The organism is Candidatus Limnocylindria bacterium (assembly GCA_036523395.1).
Classification (GTDB): domain Bacteria; phylum Chloroflexota; class Limnocylindria; order P2-11E; family P2-11E; genus CF-39.
Genome location: DATDEH010000056.1, coordinates 19,555 through 35,510 on the forward strand (window position 1 = coordinate 19,555; position 15,956 = coordinate 35,510).

A 15,956-nucleotide genomic window follows, 5' to 3' on the forward strand; every position below is an offset into this window, starting at 1 on the left:
CGCCCGCTACGCCAGCGGCAGCGTGAAGCGGAAGGTGGTCCCGCGGCCCGGTCCATCGCTCCGGGCTTCGATGTCGCCGCCGTGCGCCTGCACGATGTGCTTCGCGATCGCGAGGCCCAGCCCCGTGCCGCCGCCCGACCGCGACCGATCGGCCTTGTAGAAGCGCTCGAACACGCGCTCGAGGTCCTTGCGTTCGATGCCGACCCCGGTGTCGGAGACGCTGAAGACGACGCGGCCGTCATCGCGCGCCGCGGAGAGCCGGACGTTCCCGCCGGCGGGCGTGAACTTCACAGCGTTGTGCACGAGATTCGCCAGCACCTGCCCAACTCGGTCGCCATCGGCGCGGACGGGCGGGGCGTCAGTCGGTTCGACGAGCAGCGCGACATCGGCGCGCGAGGCGAGCGGTCCCATCCGCCGCGCGCACTCGGTGAGCAGATCGCCGGGCGACTGAGGCGCGAGCGCGAGCGTCTCGGCACCCGACTCGATCCGCGTGAGGGCGAGCAGCTCGTTCGTGAGCTGAGCGAGGCCGTCGATCTCCTGGTGCATGCGGTGGACGAAGTCGCGGGCCGCGGCGGGATCGTCCAGCGCACCTTCCTCCAGCGCTTCGGCCATCGCCTTCAGTGAGGTGATGGGCCGCCGCAGCTCGTGCGAAACGTTCGCCACGAAGTCCGAACGCACTGTCTCGAGGCGGCGCAGCGTCGTGAGGTCTTGAATGACGACAAGGATCTGACCGCGCTCGAGGGGCCGCGCGAACGCGCGCAGGAAGCGGCGCGGCTCGGCGCGCTCGATCGTTGCGGTCGCCTCGCGGCCCTCGCGGGCCGAAGCGATCGCGCCCAGGGTCTCGTGGTGGCGGATCACCTCGGGGAGCTGGCGCCCGATCACACCCTCTCCGGCGGTCGCGCGCGCCGCCGCGTTGGCGAGGAGCACGCGCCCGTCCGCATCGGCGATGAAGATCGCGTCACCGAGCTGGTCGATCAGTGTCGCGAGCCGATCGCGCTCCGCTTCCGCTGCCGCATGCTCCACTCGCACTGCGGCCGAGGAACGCCGGAGCGCAGCCGCCAGTCGCTCGACCTCTACCGGACCGCGTATCTCAAACGCCGCGTCCTGCGCTTCCGCGCGTTCGGTGAGCAGTTCGATCGGGCGCGCGATGGCGCGCTGGATGACCCAAGCGGCGACGATCGCAACGACCGCGGCGATGACCGCTGCCGCGAGTAGCGACAGCGAGAGACGCGCGGCGAGTGCGTCGACCGCGACGAGCGGGAGCGCGAGCCGCGAAACGCCGACGATGGTGTCGCCGATGCGCACCGGCACGGCGACGTACAGGAGATCGCGTCCCAAGGTCGTCGAGAAACGGACCGCGCGTCCTTCGCCACCAGCGAGGGCAGGCACGATCTCGGGCCGTGAGCCGTGGTTCTCCATCGTCCGACGGTCTTCGTCGGACTCGCCGAGCACCGTTCCATCGGTCGCGACGAAGGTCACGCGCACGCTCGCATCGGATGCGATGCGCTTGGCGAGCAGGTCGAGCGCGTCGGCATCCGCGCGCACGAAGAGGTCGCGCGACAGGTCCCCGGCAAGCGCGGCCTCGGATGCCAGGCGCGCGCCCAGCACGTCGATCTCGTGTTGCGTCGCGATGCCAGGGACAGCGACGGCGACGACCGCGAGGGCGACGAGGATGGCGATGACCGACCCGAGCAGGACGCGTGCGCGGATCGAGCGCGGCACGAGCACCACTCTAGGTGCGCACGTCCACGGCGAGAGCGCGGAGGCGCGCGAAGAGCACGTCGGGATCGACCTGCTTGTCGGCCGGCACGACCCCCGGCGGGTCATCGATGCCGCGCGCGAGCGACTCCGCTGCGATCACGGCCGGCTCCGCGGCGATGAGATAGCTACCGCGGGGCGCGGAGAGACGCGTGAGCGAGTATCGCCCGGCCTCGCTGATCGCGATGGAGAACGATCCGTCGCGGCGGCCGAGGAGACGCGCCGAGACGGGCGCGACCGCGGAGAACGCGCCGGTCAGCCCGAGGCGCGACGCGAGCGCGACCCCTTTCGCCGCGAACGGTGCGTTCGGGTCGACCCAGAAGTCGACCCAGCGCAGGCTGGGCCACGAGCGAGGCAGCACCACCGCGGCCGCGCTCTCGACCCGGTAGCCGCGCCGGCGATCGGCGGGAAACTCGCGCGACCGCGACCAGTCGACCGACGCGAGGAACGCCCGGATCGTCGCCGGATTGCCCGTGTCGGCGGACGCCGGCGCGAGAAAGAGGTCGCATGTCTCGGGTGCGACACGCCCGCTGGCGCGGATGGCCGACGCGGCCACCGTCGCGATCGCGCTGCAGGAGGTGAAGACCCGCACGCCATTCGCGACCGCGCGCTCGTGCAGCGCGAGCACGGCGCGCGCGTAGCCGAGCGAATCGGACAGATCGACGACGTCGCAGCCGAGCCCGATCGCGGCTTCGACGAGCGCGGTCGAGCGCTGCTGGAACGGCCCGGCCGTGTCGACGATCACATCGCCCTGGCGCAGCGCGGCTCGCATCGAGGCGCCGTCCTCGACATCGAGGCGCAGCTCACCACTCGTGCGAGAGGCGACCATCGGCATGACCCCGACGTCCGCGAGACGGCGCGCGATCACGCGGCCGAAGAAGCCGGCGCCGATCACCACGACGCGTCTCACCGGAGCCTCGCCGCGAGGTAAACGCACCACGGACAGAAGAGCGCGAAGAGAACCGCGGTCGCGCCGGCGGTGATGGCCGGGATGTTCGCGAGCGCGCCGACGCTGAGGAGGATGCCGGCGGCCCACATGCCCCCCGCCCACGCGCGCTCCCATCCACGCAGCGGGGTCGCGAGCGTCAGCCCGATGCCACAGACCGTGTAGAGCCCGTTCGCGACCCCGCCGGTGAGCGTGAACGCGAAAGGCGAGGCACTGAGGTACGTCTCGATGCCGCCGACGATGAGGATCAGCTCGGCCGTGACGTCGGCGACGAGCCCGAGGCCGCCGAAGATGAGCGGGACGTACGAGCCGTTGATGCGGTCGCGCCACCACCAGTAGAACCACAGCAGCGACAGCGCCGCCGCGATCCACGTCATCCAACCTAGCCGCCACTCGAGGAGATGCGTACCCACGTAATCCAGGCGCTCCACCGGATCGGCAACGAGCGGCGTCGCCGGCGCGAGCACGAACAGCAAGGCGAACGCGGCGGCGAAGTTGAGCGCCGCGCACACGATGGGCGGGGCGATCTCCGCCCGCCTAACCGAGGCGATAGCCGACGCCGCGCACGTTGGAAAGTGATGGGGCTCCCGCTAGGTCGAGCTTCGAGCGAAGCCGAGCGAGGTGCGCCTTGAGCCACTCGGGATCGGGATCGCGCTCGTCAGGCCAGCCCGCCCGTAGCAGGGCGCGACGATCCACGACCTCGCCGGGATGGCCCGCGAGCGCAGCGAGCAGGCGGAACTCGGTGGGTGTGAGATCCAGTGATTGGCCCGCGACCGTGGCCTGATGCGCGCGCGCATCGACCGTGAGCTTCCCGATCGATGCCGCGGGGCTCGCGCGCGCAGTGGGCGCGGCGCGACGGAGGAGCGCTCGCACGCGGGCCGAGAGCTCTTTTCTCGAGAATGGCTTCTCGAGATAGTCGTCGGCGCCGAGGTCGAGCAGCCGCGCGCGCTCGTCGCTCCCCTTCTCGCCGGTGAGCATGAGGATCGGCGTTGACGAGATGGCACGGATGCGCCGGCAGACGTCGTCGCCCGACATCTTCGGCAGGCCGCGATCGAGGATCACGAGGTCCGGCGACTCTTCCGCGTGGCGCTTGAGCGCGGCCTCCCCGTCGTAGGCGGTCACGACCTCGTAGCCGTCCTCGCCGAGGAGCGCCGCGACCATGCCCACCATCGCGCGCTCGTCGTCGACGACCAGCACGCTCGTCACGCGCGCACCTCTTTCATGAGCGGCACGCTGAACGCGAAGACGCTGCCACCGCCCGCGTTCTCCTCGTACCAGATGTCGCCGCCCTGCGCCTCGACGACGCGCCGCGACGCGAAGAGGCCGATGCCGGAGCCGGGCAGTCCGGCGTGCGCCGCGGCGCGGACGTACGGCTCGAAGATCCGCGCGCGATCCTGCGCGGCGACCCCCGGTCCCTCGTCCGTCACGCGCACGACACCGCGGTCGCGCCGTCGCTCGACCTTGACGGCGATGCGCGTGTCCTCGGGCGCGTACTTCGTCGCGTTGTGCACGAGACCCGCGAGCACTTCCGCGGTGCGGCGCCGGTCGCCGCGCACCCATATCGCCGTCCCCTCGCGCGGAGCGACGAGCTTGTGCCGACGGGCCAGCGGCGCGACCTCCTTCAACGCAGCGATGGCCGTCACGCGCAGGTCGAAGCGGGTGCGGCGCAGCGTGAAGTCGGGATTCTCGACGCGCACTCCCGCGAGGATGCGATCGACGAGCTGGTCGAGCCGAACGACCTGTTGCACCGCCTCGTCGATCGGGATCTTGCGGTTGCCGTTCTTCTCCGCGAGCAGATCGAGGTAGCCGCGGATGACAGAGAGCGGCGTTCGCAGGTCGTGTGTGACGACGGCGACGAATTCGGTGCGTGCTCGCTCGAGCTCGCGCAGGGTCTCCGTGTTCTGTCGCTCGAGCGCGTAGAGCGCCGCCTTGTCGATGGCGAGTGCGGCCTGGTTGGCCAGGGCGCCGACGAACGCGACCTCTTCATCCGCGAGCTCGGTCCCGCTGGGAACGCGCAGCGCGACTGCGCCGAGGAGCCGGTCGCCCGCCAGGAGCGGCAGCGCGACATGCTCGCCCTCGACGATCGGCCGCGCCTCGTCCATCGATCGGCGCGCCGTCTGCAGCAGGGCCTTCCCGATCTCACCCGAGCGCGCGCGCTCGCGCACGACGTCCCCGTCGCGGAGCAGGATGGCGCCGACCGATCCGGGATAGACCCGGACCAGGCGATCGACGATGAGCGCGAGCACCTCGTCGAGATCGAGGGTCGAGGTCAGGACGTTCGAGACCTCGAAGAGCGCCGAGACCTCGCGCAGCTTGCGCTCGGACTCGCGCTGCAGCCGCCCCTTCTCGATGATGCCCGCGACCTGGTTCGCGATCGTCTGGAGGAAGTCGATCTCGGTGCGGTCGAAGTCGCGCGGCTCGCGGGTCTGGACGTTCATCACGCCGATGACCTCGTCGCGCGACACGAGTGGCACCGACAGCATCGAGGTGAATCGGTCGACGTCGACGGACGGGACGTTCTTCCAGCGCGGCTCGTTCCGCACGTCGCGCACGGCGAGGGGGACGCGCGCGTTCGCCACCCAGCCCGTGATGCCCTCCCCCACGCGGAGCGTCGCGCGGCCGACGGCTCGCGGGTTGAGCCCGTTCGTGGCGACGAGACGCACCAGGCCATCACGCTTCTCGAGGAGATACAGACTCGACACCTCGGCCCGCATCGCGTCGGTGGTGCGGTCGATCACGATGCGAAGCATCTCGTCCCAGTCGCGTGCGGAGGACGCGAGCTGCGCGACCTCATGGAGGAAGGAAAGCTCACGCAGTTTCCGTTCGGCATCGGTGGGAGTCACAACTCAAAGGATAGGGACGATGCGCCAATAGACTCGCGACGTGCAGACCGTGATCCGGACAGAGAAGCTCACCAAGCGCTTCGGCACGCTCGTCGCGGTCGACGGGCTCGACCTCGAGGTCCGCGAGGGCGAGGTGTTCGGCTTTCTTGGACCGAACGGCGCGGGAAAGACGACGACGCTGCGCCTGCTCTGCGCGCTCATCGGTCCGACATCGGGGACGGCGGAGGTCGCCGGTTACAAGTTGGGGCGCCAGGATCCCCAGATCCGCGCGGCGGTCGGGATCCTCACCGAGCAGCCGGGCCTGTACGAGCGCCAGTCCGCTTGGGACAACCTCGTGTTCTTCGCGACGCTGTACGGGCTCGATCGCACGACGGCGGCGCGTCAGGCCGAGCACTTCCTGCGGCTCATGGGCCTGTGGGACCGGCGCCTCGAAGCGGTCGCGACGTTCTCGCGCGGCATGAAGCAGAAGATGGCGATCGCGCGCGCGGCACTGCACGAGCCGCGCGTGCTCTTCCTCGACGAGCCGACCACCGGTCTCGATCCCGACGCGGCGAAGACCGTGCGCGAGTTCATCGTCGCGGTGCGCGGCGAGGGACGCACCGTCTTCCTCTGCACGCACAACCTCGACGAAGCCGATCGCCTCTGTGACCGCATCGCGTTCTTCCGGCAGTCGGTCATCCGCATCGACACACCGGATCATCTTCGAGCCGAGCTGTACGGGCGCGCGACGGAGATCCGGCTCATGCCGACGCCGCGCGCGGAAGACCTCGTGCGCGTGCGGGCCGTGAACGGAGTGAGAGAAGCGCGCCTGGAGAACGGATCGATCATCGTGTCGGCGGCGGACCCGCTACGGACGAACCCACTCCTCGTGCGCGCACTCGTCGACGGCGGCGCTCAGATCGCGTACGTCATCGAGCGCAAGGTGCACCTCGAAGAGGTCTACCTGAGCATCGTGGAAGGACAGAAGTAGTGGCGACGCTGGCACTGGCGCGGACGCCCGAGCGTGGCGCGCTGGTGCGCGCGGTCTGCCTGCGCGAGTGGCGCGAAGCGCTGGGCAACCGGCTGCTCGTCGCGATGACGCTGCTCCCACCGATCGTCATCCTCGCCGCGGGCATCGGAGCGGTGGCTGCGGCCGCGGCGAATCCGCCAAGTGACCGCGACGTGCAGGCGATGTACGCCGCGGCGCCCGCGGTCGTTGGTCTCGATCCGAAGGAGGCCATCCAGGGCTTCATCGCGACGTACTTCCTGATCCTGTTCATGCTGATCCCGACCGTGGTGCCGTTGACGATGGCGATCTTCTCCGTCATCGGCGAGAAGGCGGCGCGCACGCTTGAGCCGCTGCTCGCGACGCCGGTCGGCGTCGGAGAGCTCCTGCTCGCGAAGTGCCTCGCATCGACCATCCCCTCGGTGATCGTGACGTGGCTGGCGTACTCGATCTACCTGCTGTCGGTGTCGGCGATCGGGAGCCAGGCCGCGGTGCGCGCAGTGACCGCGCCGCGATGGGTGCTCGCGATCATCGTGATGGTGCCGCTGCTGACCCTGCTGTCGGTCACCCTGGGAATCCTCATCTCGACGCGCGTGAACGACGTGCGCGTCGCGCAGCAGATCGGCGGTCTCGTGGTCGTGCCCGTCGTCGGGCTCGGTATCGCGGAGGTCACCGGCCGCGTCGTCCTCGACAACCAGTCGTTCCTGCAGTTCACGGCCTTCCTCATCGTCGTCGACCTCGCCGTCTTCTTCTTCGCGCGTCTCGCGTTCCAGCGCGAGAACATCCTCGCAAGGTGGCGGTAGCGAGCCCCAAAGTCGCCTGATACCGCCCTGCGGCCGCTCATCGAGGACCGCGTTCCTATGATTCGGCCACATGCAGCTCTCGATCGTCATTCCCGCCTACAACGAGCGCGAACGGCTCTCGCGATCGCTCGAGGTCCTGTCGGCGCACCTCGCCCGTGCCGGGCACCGGGACGCTGAGGTGATCGTCGTGGACGATGGGAGCACCGACGGCACGGCCGGTCTCGTGCGCGAATGGTCGGTCCGCTGGCCCAGGCTCGAGCTGCTGCAGCTTCCGAGGAACATGGGCAAGGGCGCGGCGGTGCGGGCTGGGATCGTCGCCAGCCATGGTGATGTCGTCGCGTTCGCCGACGCGGACCTGTCCGCTCCGATCGAACAGCTCGAACTTCTCCTCAATGACCTCGACGATGCGGAGATCGCGATCCTCTCGCGCGCTCTGCCCGGAACGCGCCTGGAGCGAAGGCAGACCCGACCACGCGAAGCGATGGGCAAGCTCTACGCGCTCCTCGCGCAGCTGCTCCTCATCCGTGGCGTCCCCGACGCTCAGTGCGGACTGAAGGCGTATCGCGGCGCGCTGGGTCGCGAGCTCTTCGCGAGGTCGCGAGAGACGGGCGTGCTCTTCGACACCGAGATCCTCGTCATGGCCGCGCAGCGTCGCATCCGCATCAGCCAACGGCCAGCCCTATGGCGGCACGATCCGGACAGCCGACTGCGCTTCGGGCTGTCGGGCTCGATAGGCGTCGCGCTCGCACTCCTCCGTCTGAAGCTGCGGCACCGCCTCGTGTTCGCGGTACGCGTGAGGGGACCGGTCAGGTCTTACGAGCGATCACTTGCATATCCCCAAGCCATACGGGTACCCGGCACCAAGGTATGACGGGGGGTTCGACGCGCCGCCGAAGGTAGTAGTGCGCGGCGCGCTCGAACAGCCGATGCAGCGGCACGAGGAGCGGATCATCGGCGCCGATGAGCTCGATGTGGAACCCCTCTTCCTCGAGGAGTCGCCGGAGGGAGCGCTGGTCGAGATACACGAGGTGCTCGGGGCGATAGCTGGGCCAGAGCCCGCGCGTCGCCTTTCGGCTCAGGCTGCCGTGGTCGGGGCTCGTCAGGAACACCAGACCGCGCGGCCGCAGCGCCTCGCGCACCTGACGGAGCGCTGAGCGAACATCGACCAGATGCTCGATCGTCTGGAACGCCGCGATCACATCCCAGCACTCGTGATCGCGGAGGTCGTCGAAGCCACCGACCGCCACGTCTACGCCGAAGCGCTGGCGCGCCCATGCCACAGCACCGCTGGAGAGCTCGAGGCCGTGCACGTCCCAGCCCGCATCACGGGCCGCCTCGAGCGCGAATCCCGCGCCGGCACCCAGCTCGAGCAGCGCGCCAGGCGGGGTCGCGTAGCGCCGAAGGATCGCGACCTTGCGCCGGAAGTACGGCCGGTACACCGTCGCATCGGCGAAGTAGTCGCGGTAGCCGATGCCAGTGGCACTGGAGAGCTGGAAGTAGTCCTCCGCGCTGTAGATGGCGCGGAGGTCGCCCGGAGCTGGGATCGGGTCGCGCCGCGCGAGCCCGCATACCTGACACGCGACGATCCGTCCGCGATGTTCGTACATGACGCGGTCCGTACCGCCGCCGCAGAGTGGGCATGGATGGGAGACGAGAGCTGGTCCGATCGCTCGAGGATAGGGTGACCCGGCACCGCGTCGCCGATCTGGCATTCGCGAGCGGGCTCGCGCTCGGTCTTGTACTCCTCTTCGTCTTCGGCTTCTTCGACGTCCGCGACCGCGTTGTCGGGCACAACGACTTCACGTACACGTGGGCGGGAGCGCGCACGGTCGTCGATGGAGGCAATCCCTACGAGCCTTCGGCGTGGCTCGGGACGGCCGCGCGCTATGGCACCACGACGCCGCGTGAGACGGTCTTCGGATACCCGCCGTGGATCGCGCTGGCGGCCCTTCCGTTCGCGCTTCTCCCGGTGCCCATAGCGTCCGGCATCTGGACGTTCGGAGGGATGGCGCTCGCCGCGCTCGCGCTGCGCCTGCTGCTCCGCGGTCTCGATCCGGCTCCGCCGCTGGTGCACTTCCTCTCGGGCCTGGCGCTGTTCGCGTCGCAGCCCGGCAGCGCGAATATGTGGAGCGGTCAGTGGACGTTCGTGCTGCTGGCGGTGCTCGTGATGGCCGTCGTGGCGGTCCGCGAGCGGCGCCGCGGGCCGCTGGTCGCCGCGTTCCTGCTCACGACGAAGCCACAACTCGTTGTGTTCGCCTTCCCTGCGCTCGCGCGCGCCGCCAACGCGCGCTGGGGCCCGCGCTACCTTGCTCTGGCGACGGTCCCCCCTGCCATCGCGATCGCGATCGGCTGGCTTGCCTTCCCGGGATGGCTCGAAGCGTGGCGGACGAAGCTGTTCGAACAGCGTTTGGCGGTCCAGCCGCCGACGACGCTCGCGAACGGGCTGGGCGATCTGATCGGGCCCCTTGGTGCGGTGATCGCAGCCGGTCTGGTGCTCGCGCTGGTCGGCGCGGGCCTGGCCTTCACACCACGCGGCGACGCGTTCCTCGCTGTCTGGCTCGCGATCTCCGCGACGGCGCCTATCTACTCGTGGTCGTACGACCACCTGCTTCTCATCGTGCCTCTCGTGATCGCCACCGCCGTCGTGGGCAGGCGTTCACGGCGTGCCGGCGTGACCTTCGCTGCGGTCGGCTTCGGGGCATTCCTCATCGTGCCCGTCCTGCTCTACGTCGTAGCCGATGCGAGACAGAACGAGAGTTTCAACATCTTCGTGCCGCTCACGGTCGCGGTCGGCTGCATCGCAGTGCTGTGGCGGCAACGCGCCGAGATCACGCCGGCCTGAGGGTCGGCGTCTATGGCGTCGACGTGCGACCGCGCGGGAGGGGCAGCGTCGGCAGCTGCGGGTTCGGGATCACACCGCCCGTTGGCGATGGGAAGCGCATTCGCGGCGATGGCGACGGCGTCGCTATCGGCGTGATGACCGGTGGGGTGCGGCCACCCTCGTCGTCCGGGAACGTACGCGCACCGACGATCGTCACGTTCGCCGTGAACGTCTCGCTCGCGGCAACGTTCTTTTCACGCACGTCGTACGCGAGACGGTAGGAGCCAAGCACCGCCGGAGCGAGGAAGGGCGCGAAGAAGGTGCCGGTGGCGCCGGACTGAAGCGTGCCGAGAGGGATCGCCCCTGTCGCGACCGACCGGCTTGTCTTCGTGTCGACGAGCCGCCACGAGAGGACCAGCGCGTGCGGCGCCGTGCCCGCGGTGGGCAGCGCGGTGTACTTCGTCACGAGCAGCGAGGCTTCGCCGCGGTGCAGGATCGTGGGCACTACCGTCGTGGCACTCACGATGTACGCCTGGTGCGCGCGCACCTGGAACGACGCCGTCGTCGCACCAAGCTTCGCGAGACCTTTGCCGTTCGCGTCGACGAGACCGAGCGTCACCTTGTAGTCGCCCGGCACCTGCGGGATCGCGAGCACGACACCGACGTTCGCGCTGCGGCCCGGCGCGAGCGCGGGAAGGGCGATCGGTGTCGGCGATGTCGCGACGAGGACGTCCTTGCTGTCGCGCATCTCCCAGATCAAGCGGACCGCATCCGGACCGCTGGCGCTCCACGTCGCGCTGCCGGCGTTCGTGATCGGCACGGTGAACCGCGAGGATGATCCGGCGTCCACGCTCGTGATGGTGCGCGGAACCTCGTAGCGCGCGTTGGCCGGCGGCTCGAGCAGCGCGCTGTACACGAGGGAGCCGACATTCGCGATGAAGGCGTGCGCGTCCGCGTCGAAGGCATCCCATGTCATCGCGACGACGACGCGCGGCCCTGACGGCGCGAAGATGATGCCCGCATCGTGCGTGAGGCCGGGGAGGTTACCGGTCTTGTGCGCCACCACCACACCCGCGGGAAGCGCGGCCGGCAGCCGATCGTTGATCTGCTGTCGCTCGAGGCGCGCCAGCATCCGATCGGACGCCGCGGCCGAAATGAGCTGACGCTTCGCGAGCAGCGTCAGCAGCATGCCGACAGCGCGCGGCGTCGCGACGTTGTCTTCATCCCAGTTGAGGAATACGTGGAAATCCTTGATGCCGGCGTGCGACAGCGTCGCGTTGATGTTCTCGGGACCGAGCACGTGCCATAGCGCGATGGCGGCACCGTTGTCGGAGATCGTGATCATCGCTTCGAGCGCCTCATCCAAGGTGAGCTCGGTGCCCGCGACCTCGAACGATCCATCCTCCGTGATGTCCTCGTCCTCGATCTTGATGATGTCGTTGTAATGGAGCTGCCCGGCATCGACGCGCCGCTCGGCCTCGGCCAGCACCGCGAGCTTGTAGAGCGACGCCGTGATGATCGGCTCGTCCGCATCGTGGGAGTAGAGCGGCGTGCTCAGGTTCGGGTCGGCGATCCACAGGCCCGCGCCACCCGGAAACGTGCTGACGAGCTGATCGAGGTGCTGCACGAGCTCGCCGGTGCCCGCGGCGGCGGGCGCGCCGGGCACCAGGCCCGCGAGGGCGAGCACGGCGGCCAGGACGAGGGCGCTCCCTCTCATCGCTGTGAAGTAACGCGCAGGCGAGCGCGGTGTTTCACCGGTTTAACTGTTCGTTCACCTTTCAGCGCGTCGCGGCCGAGTTGCAGCATCTCTCTATACCCGGCGCCGGTGTCGTCTTCGTATCCCAGCAGATGGAGTGCCCCGTGAGCGGCCAGGAAAGCGACCTCCGTCGCCAGGGGCCAGCGCCGCCGCTTCGCCTGCCGTGCGGCCTGGGCGCCGCTGATGACCACGTCGCCGAGCTCGAGCGTGCCGTCCGCCTCGCGCCGGAGCGACGTCGCCGCGGCCGTCCCTTTCGCGCCACGCGGCAGTGACTGCCCGAACGAGAGCACGTCGGTCGTACGGTCTTTTCGCCGATATCGCAGGTTGAGGCCGCGCATCGCCGCATCGTCGACGAACGCGAGCGCCAGCTCCGCATCCTGCGTCACTCCGTAGGGGCGGAGCGCGGCGCGGACCGCGCGGCGCGCCGGCCCGAGGTCACAAGGCGCTTCGCCTCGGACCGCGATCTTCAGCGGTCGGACGCCGCCTGGCCGGACGCCGGAGGGATGCGCGCGATCCGGTCTTCCGGGTACGGGATCCGCTCGTGGTACACGCCCAGGAGCAGCTCGCAGAAGGCGTCTTTGATCCGCGTGATGTCGCGCAGGGTCAGGTCGCACTCGTCGAGCTGGCCTTCCGCGAGACGATCGTCGACGATCCGCTCGACCATGGCGCGGATCGTCTCCGGTTTCTTCTCCGCGAGCGAGCGCACTGAAGCCTCGGTGCCGTCCGCGAGCATCACGATGCCGGCTTCCTTCGTGCGCGGGCGCGGCCCGGGGTAATGGAACGCCGACTCGTCAGGGTTCTGCCCGCGCTGCTGCGCGAGCTGATAGAAGTACTTCACGACGCTGGTGCCGTGATGCGCTGGGATCATCTCGCGGATCATCGGCGGCAGGTGATACCGGTCCGCGAGCGACAGTCCATCGCGGACGTGCGCCGCGACGATCCCGGCCGACACCATCGGGTCGAGCTCGTCATGCGGATTGGTGCCGGTCTGGTTCTCGATGAACCCTGTGGGGTTCCGCATCTTGCCGATGTCGTGGTAATACGCGCCGACGCGCGCGACGAGCGGGTCAGCCCCGATGACTTCAGCCGCTCGCTCGGCGAGGTTCGCGACCAGAAGCGAGTGGTGATAGGTGCCGGGCGTCCGGAGCAGGAGCTGTCGCAGGAGCGGGTGGTTCGGGTCCGCCAGCTCGCGTAGCTCGAACACCGTCGTGATCCGGAAGAGGTGCCCGAAGATCGCGGTGCCCGCGAACGCGAGCAGCCCAGAGGCCGCACCGCTCACGAGCGCCGCGGCCGCGAGCTGCGCCGCACCGACAGGATCGGTCGACTGTCCGACCAGCGTGAACGCGACGACCACGCCGAGGTTGCCGACCGCCACCGAGCCCGCGCCCGCCGCGAACTCGCGCGCGGTCGTGGCGCGGCGCACAGCGGCCATGCCGAGCAGCGCGGGCACCAAGACATAGGCGACGAGCTCGACTTGCCCCGACAGGATCCCGACATGGAGCGCGCCGGCGATCTGCGTCGCGAGCGCCGTGCGCCCGCCGACGAGCACGGTGATGATCATCGCCACCGCCGCGAACGGGATGAAGTACACGAGGAGCGTGTGGCTCGGGATGAGCACGCGCGCGGCGATCGTGACCGCGAGCAAGGAGAGCGCGACGACGATCATCCTGTTGGTGTCGTTCCACGCCTCCGTCGCATAGCGCTCGATGAACAGCGCGAGGACCGCGGCGATGAGGACCGCCCAGATCGTGAGGCCGACCGCGCCCGGCCAGTCGATGCCGGTGTTGACGAGACCGAGGACGCGCAGCTTCTCGAGATCGAGATCACCAACGACGCTGCCCTCGCGTACGACGACCTCGCCCGCGACGACCTGCACCTGCACCGGTTGTACGCCGCTGCGCGCTGCCTGCTGCGCGCTGGCCGTCTGGATCGGATCGAGTGCGACGTCCGCGTCGACGAACTGGCGCACCAGCGCGGTGCCAGCTGTCTTTTGACGATCGGTCCACGCCGGCGGCAGTGAGGTCGCGGATGCGTCACGCGCCGTCTCAAGCTGCTCGGGCCGGATCCCCGGCTGATAAAGGGTGCGCAGCGCGTTGTCGACTTCCTTCGACACCGCGTCCCACTCGGCGCCGTTCATGTCGACGATCAGCGGTGCGACCGCGGGACTGATCGCGACCTCAGCGAGACGTGTGAGCGAGGTGATGCGCTGCTCCCGCGTCTGCGCTGTGTCGGACCGCACGCGCCCGATGGCCGCGACCGCCTGTGCGAGCCGGTCGCGCGAGCTCGCGACCACGGCCGGGTTGCGCGTGTAGACCTTCGCCACCGCCGCGGCGGCCCGTTCGCGTTCAGCGGCGGTGAGCGCTTCCGAGACGAACGCGACGGAGCGCGGCGCTTTGACGGTCCGGTCCGCCAGCGTGCCGACGTCGTAGCCCACTGTCGCCGGTGGCGACAGGAGCAGCGCGATCGCCGTCAGCAGCCCGGTGGCGATCACGAACACGTACATGCGCGCCGTCGTCGCGCCGAGTGTGTTGCGCAGCGCGACGGGCAGCTGCTCGATCCGCCGTCCTGAAGGGAGTCGGATCACTTCTTCTCGTACCGATCGTACGCCCGGACGATCCGCGCGACGAGCTCGTGGCGAACGACGTCACGCTCGTTGAAGTCAACAAAGGCGATGCCTTCGACGTCCTTGAGGATCTCGCGTGCTACGACCAGTCCGGAACGCTGGTCCTTTTCCAAATCCACCTGAGTGACGTCGCCGTTCACGACCGCCTGCGCGCCGTACCCGAGACGCGTGAGGAACATCTTCATCTGTGCGGGCGTCGCGTTCTGTGCCTCATCCAAGATGATGAACGCTTCGTTCAGGCTTCTTCCGCGCATGAAGGCCAGCGGCGCGACCTCGATCTCGCCGCGCTCCATCGCGCGCGTGAATCGCTCGGGTGGCATCAGCTCGTAGAGCGCGTCGTACAGCGGGCGGAGATACGGATCGATCTTCTCCGTGAGATCACCCGGAAGGAATCCGAGCCGTTCTCCCGCCTCCACCGCTGGCCGCGTGAGGATGAGCCGCGCGACCTTCCGATCGCGCAGCGCCGCGACGCCGAGCGCAACGGCCAAATATGACTTTCCCGTGCCGGCCGGACCTGTCGCGAAGACGAGATCGTGACTGCGGATCGCCTCCACGTAACTCCGCTGGTTCGGCGACTGCGGTGTGATGCGCTTGCCGCGCACCGTCGTCGCGACCACGTCGCGCATCAGCTCGGGCGTGCTGATAGGCGCGTCCTTCGCGTCGCCGATGAGCCGCTCCAGCGCGGGCTTGCGCAGATTCTCGTCGCGATCGGAGATCGTCCGCATCGCGCTCACGAGCTCGCCGACACGCGCGACGTTCCCCGGGTCGCCCATGATGCGCAGCTCCGCACCGCGCGACACGATCTTCACGCCGAACTCGCGCTCGATGCGGTCGATATTCGCGTCGTTGTTCCCGGTGACGAACATCATCTCGGCGGGGTCGGGGATCAGGATGGTGATCTGCGCGGGGGCACTCACGAAGCAGCCTTCTCTTTCAGCATCGCGCCGACGAGACCCGCGACCTTCTTGCCGTCGGCGCGGTCCTTCGTCTCCGCAAGCACCTTCGGCATGACCTTTCCCATGTCGCGCGGACCGGCGGCACCCGTCTCGGCGACGACGCGCTCGACGATCGCGCGCAGGTCGGCATCCGACATCTGCGTGGGCAGGTAGCCCTGGATGATCGCGAGCTCCTGCTCTTCCTTTGCGGCGAGCTGCGGCCGGTCGCCCTTGCGGAACGCGTCGATCGAGTCGCGGCGCATCTTCGCCTGCTTCTGAAGGACGTCGAGCACCGCGACGTCGTCGAGGTCGGCTGGGCGGTGCTCGGCGACGTACGCCAGCCGCGACGCCTCGTCCTTGCCCTCAGCGGAGAGGCGCTCGATCGTTGCCTGGAGACGGTCGACGCCCTCGCGCTGGATGGCGGCCAGCACGAAGCGCAGCGTGTCACGGCGGGACGTGTCGCCCGACTTCATGGCGGCCCGAAGA

At 69.4% G+C, this 15,956-nt stretch carries 15 protein-coding genes; 4 read left to right on the forward strand and 11 right to left on the reverse strand.

Going from position 1 to position 15,956, the window contains the following annotated elements; all coding sequences use genetic code 11:
* Positions 1–6: 6 nt before the first annotated feature.
* From VI056_07550 to VI056_07570, 5 genes are read right to left on the reverse strand one after another with little or no spacing between them, the layout of a single operon-like run.
* Complete coding sequence (locus VI056_07550) at positions 7–1,722, reverse strand: ATP-binding protein (GenBank protein ID HEY6202883.1); 1,716 nt, start codon at positions 1,720–1,722, stop codon at positions 7–9.
* 10 nt (positions 1,723–1,732) lie between these two features.
* The gene (locus VI056_07555; GenBank protein ID HEY6202884.1) at positions 1,733–2,668 is read right to left on the reverse strand and encodes a saccharopine dehydrogenase NADP-binding domain-containing protein; all 936 of its coding nucleotides are present in this window, start codon (positions 2,666–2,668) and stop codon (positions 1,733–1,735) included.
* Positions 2,665–3,216: a hypothetical protein gene (locus VI056_07560; GenBank protein ID HEY6202885.1), complete on the reverse strand. Its 552-nt coding sequence runs from the start codon at positions 3,214–3,216 to the stop codon at positions 2,665–2,667. Before VI056_07560 ends, VI056_07555 begins: the two co-directional genes overlap by 4 nt.
* A 25-nt stretch (positions 3,217–3,241) precedes the next feature.
* Positions 3,242–3,910, reverse strand: coding sequence for a response regulator transcription factor (locus VI056_07565; GenBank protein ID HEY6202886.1), 669 nt, complete (start codon positions 3,908–3,910; stop codon positions 3,242–3,244).
* A complete protein-coding gene (locus tag VI056_07570; GenBank protein ID HEY6202887.1) occupies positions 3,907–5,547 on the reverse strand; it encodes a GAF domain-containing protein in 1,641 nt (546 codons plus the stop codon). Before VI056_07570 ends, VI056_07565 begins: the two co-directional genes overlap by 4 nt.
* 40 nt (positions 5,548–5,587) lie before the next feature.
* On the opposite strand from VI056_07570, the gene VI056_07575 reads away from it, so the two are divergent.
* From VI056_07575 to VI056_07585, 3 genes are all read left to right on the forward strand, one after another.
* Positions 5,588–6,517 carry an ABC transporter ATP-binding protein gene (locus tag VI056_07575; protein HEY6202888.1) on the forward strand — a complete coding sequence of 310 codons (930 nt, stop codon included), beginning with the start codon at positions 5,588–5,590 and terminating at the stop codon, positions 6,515–6,517.
* Positions 6,517–7,335: an ABC transporter permease subunit gene (locus VI056_07580; GenBank protein HEY6202889.1), complete on the forward strand. Its 819-nt coding sequence runs from the start codon at positions 6,517–6,519 to the stop codon at positions 7,333–7,335. The genes VI056_07575 and VI056_07580 overlap by 1 nt, the downstream gene beginning before the upstream one ends.
* Positions 7,336–7,405: 70 nt before the next feature.
* Positions 7,406–8,206 (forward strand): glycosyltransferase, encoded by an 801-nt coding sequence (locus tag VI056_07585; GenBank protein HEY6202890.1) that lies wholly within the window; start codon positions 7,406–7,408, stop codon positions 8,204–8,206.
* Here the strand turns inward: VI056_07585 and VI056_07590 are convergent.
* Positions 8,142–8,942 (reverse strand): class I SAM-dependent methyltransferase, encoded by an 801-nt coding sequence (locus VI056_07590; protein HEY6202891.1) that lies wholly within the window; start codon positions 8,940–8,942, stop codon positions 8,142–8,144. The genes VI056_07585 and VI056_07590 overlap by 65 nt on opposite strands.
* Before the next feature lie 74 nt (positions 8,943–9,016).
* Between VI056_07590 and VI056_07595 the strand changes: the two genes are divergently transcribed.
* Positions 9,017–10,177, forward strand: coding sequence for a glycosyltransferase 87 family protein (locus tag VI056_07595; GenBank protein ID HEY6202892.1), 1,161 nt, complete (start codon positions 9,017–9,019; stop codon positions 10,175–10,177).
* Positions 10,178–10,187: 10 nt separating this feature from the next.
* Here VI056_07595 and VI056_07600 read toward each other — a convergent pair whose 3' ends face one another.
* Genes VI056_07600 through VI056_07620 form a run of 5 tightly spaced genes read right to left on the reverse strand, consistent with a single transcriptional unit; the run spans position 10,188 to position 15,943 of the window.
* Positions 10,188–11,873, reverse strand: coding sequence for a serine hydrolase (locus VI056_07600; protein ID HEY6202893.1), 1,686 nt, complete (start codon positions 11,871–11,873; stop codon positions 10,188–10,190).
* Entirely contained in the window at positions 11,870–12,481 is a 612-nt protein-coding gene (ybeY, locus tag VI056_07605) for an rRNA maturation RNase YbeY (GenBank protein HEY6202894.1), read from the reverse strand. The genes VI056_07600 and ybeY overlap by 4 nt, the downstream gene beginning before the upstream one ends.
* On the reverse strand, positions 12,379–14,496 hold the full coding sequence (locus VI056_07610) for an HDIG domain-containing metalloprotein (protein ID HEY6202895.1): 2,118 nt from the start codon (positions 14,494–14,496) through the stop codon (positions 12,379–12,381). Before VI056_07610 ends, ybeY begins: the two co-directional genes overlap by 103 nt.
* Complete coding sequence (locus VI056_07615; protein ID HEY6202896.1) at positions 14,493–15,452, reverse strand: PhoH family protein; 960 nt, start codon at positions 15,450–15,452, stop codon at positions 14,493–14,495. Before VI056_07615 ends, VI056_07610 begins: the two co-directional genes overlap by 4 nt.
* Positions 15,449–15,943, reverse strand: a complete 495-nt coding sequence (locus VI056_07620) for a GatB/YqeY domain-containing protein (protein ID HEY6202897.1) — start codon at positions 15,941–15,943, stop codon at positions 15,449–15,451. Before VI056_07620 ends, VI056_07615 begins: the two co-directional genes overlap by 4 nt.
* Between the last annotated feature and the right edge of the window lie 13 nt (positions 15,944–15,956).

Bases quoted from the DNA above. Each gene is read 5' to 3' on its own strand.
- VI056_07585 (HEY6202890.1), top strand. From the start codon at position 7,406: ATGCAGCTCTCGATCGTCATTCCCGCCTACAACGAGCGCGAACGGCTC.
- VI056_07590 (HEY6202891.1), bottom strand. From the start codon at position 8,942: ATGTACGAACATCGCGGACGGATCGTCGCGTGTCAGGTATGCGGGCTC.
- VI056_07600 (HEY6202893.1), bottom strand. From the start codon at position 11,873: ATGAGAGGGAGCGCCCTCGTCCTGGCCGCCGTGCTCGCCCTCGCGGGC.
- VI056_07620 (HEY6202897.1), bottom strand. From the start codon at position 15,943: ATGAAGTCGGGCGACACGTCCCGCCGTGACACGCTGCGCTTCGTGCTG.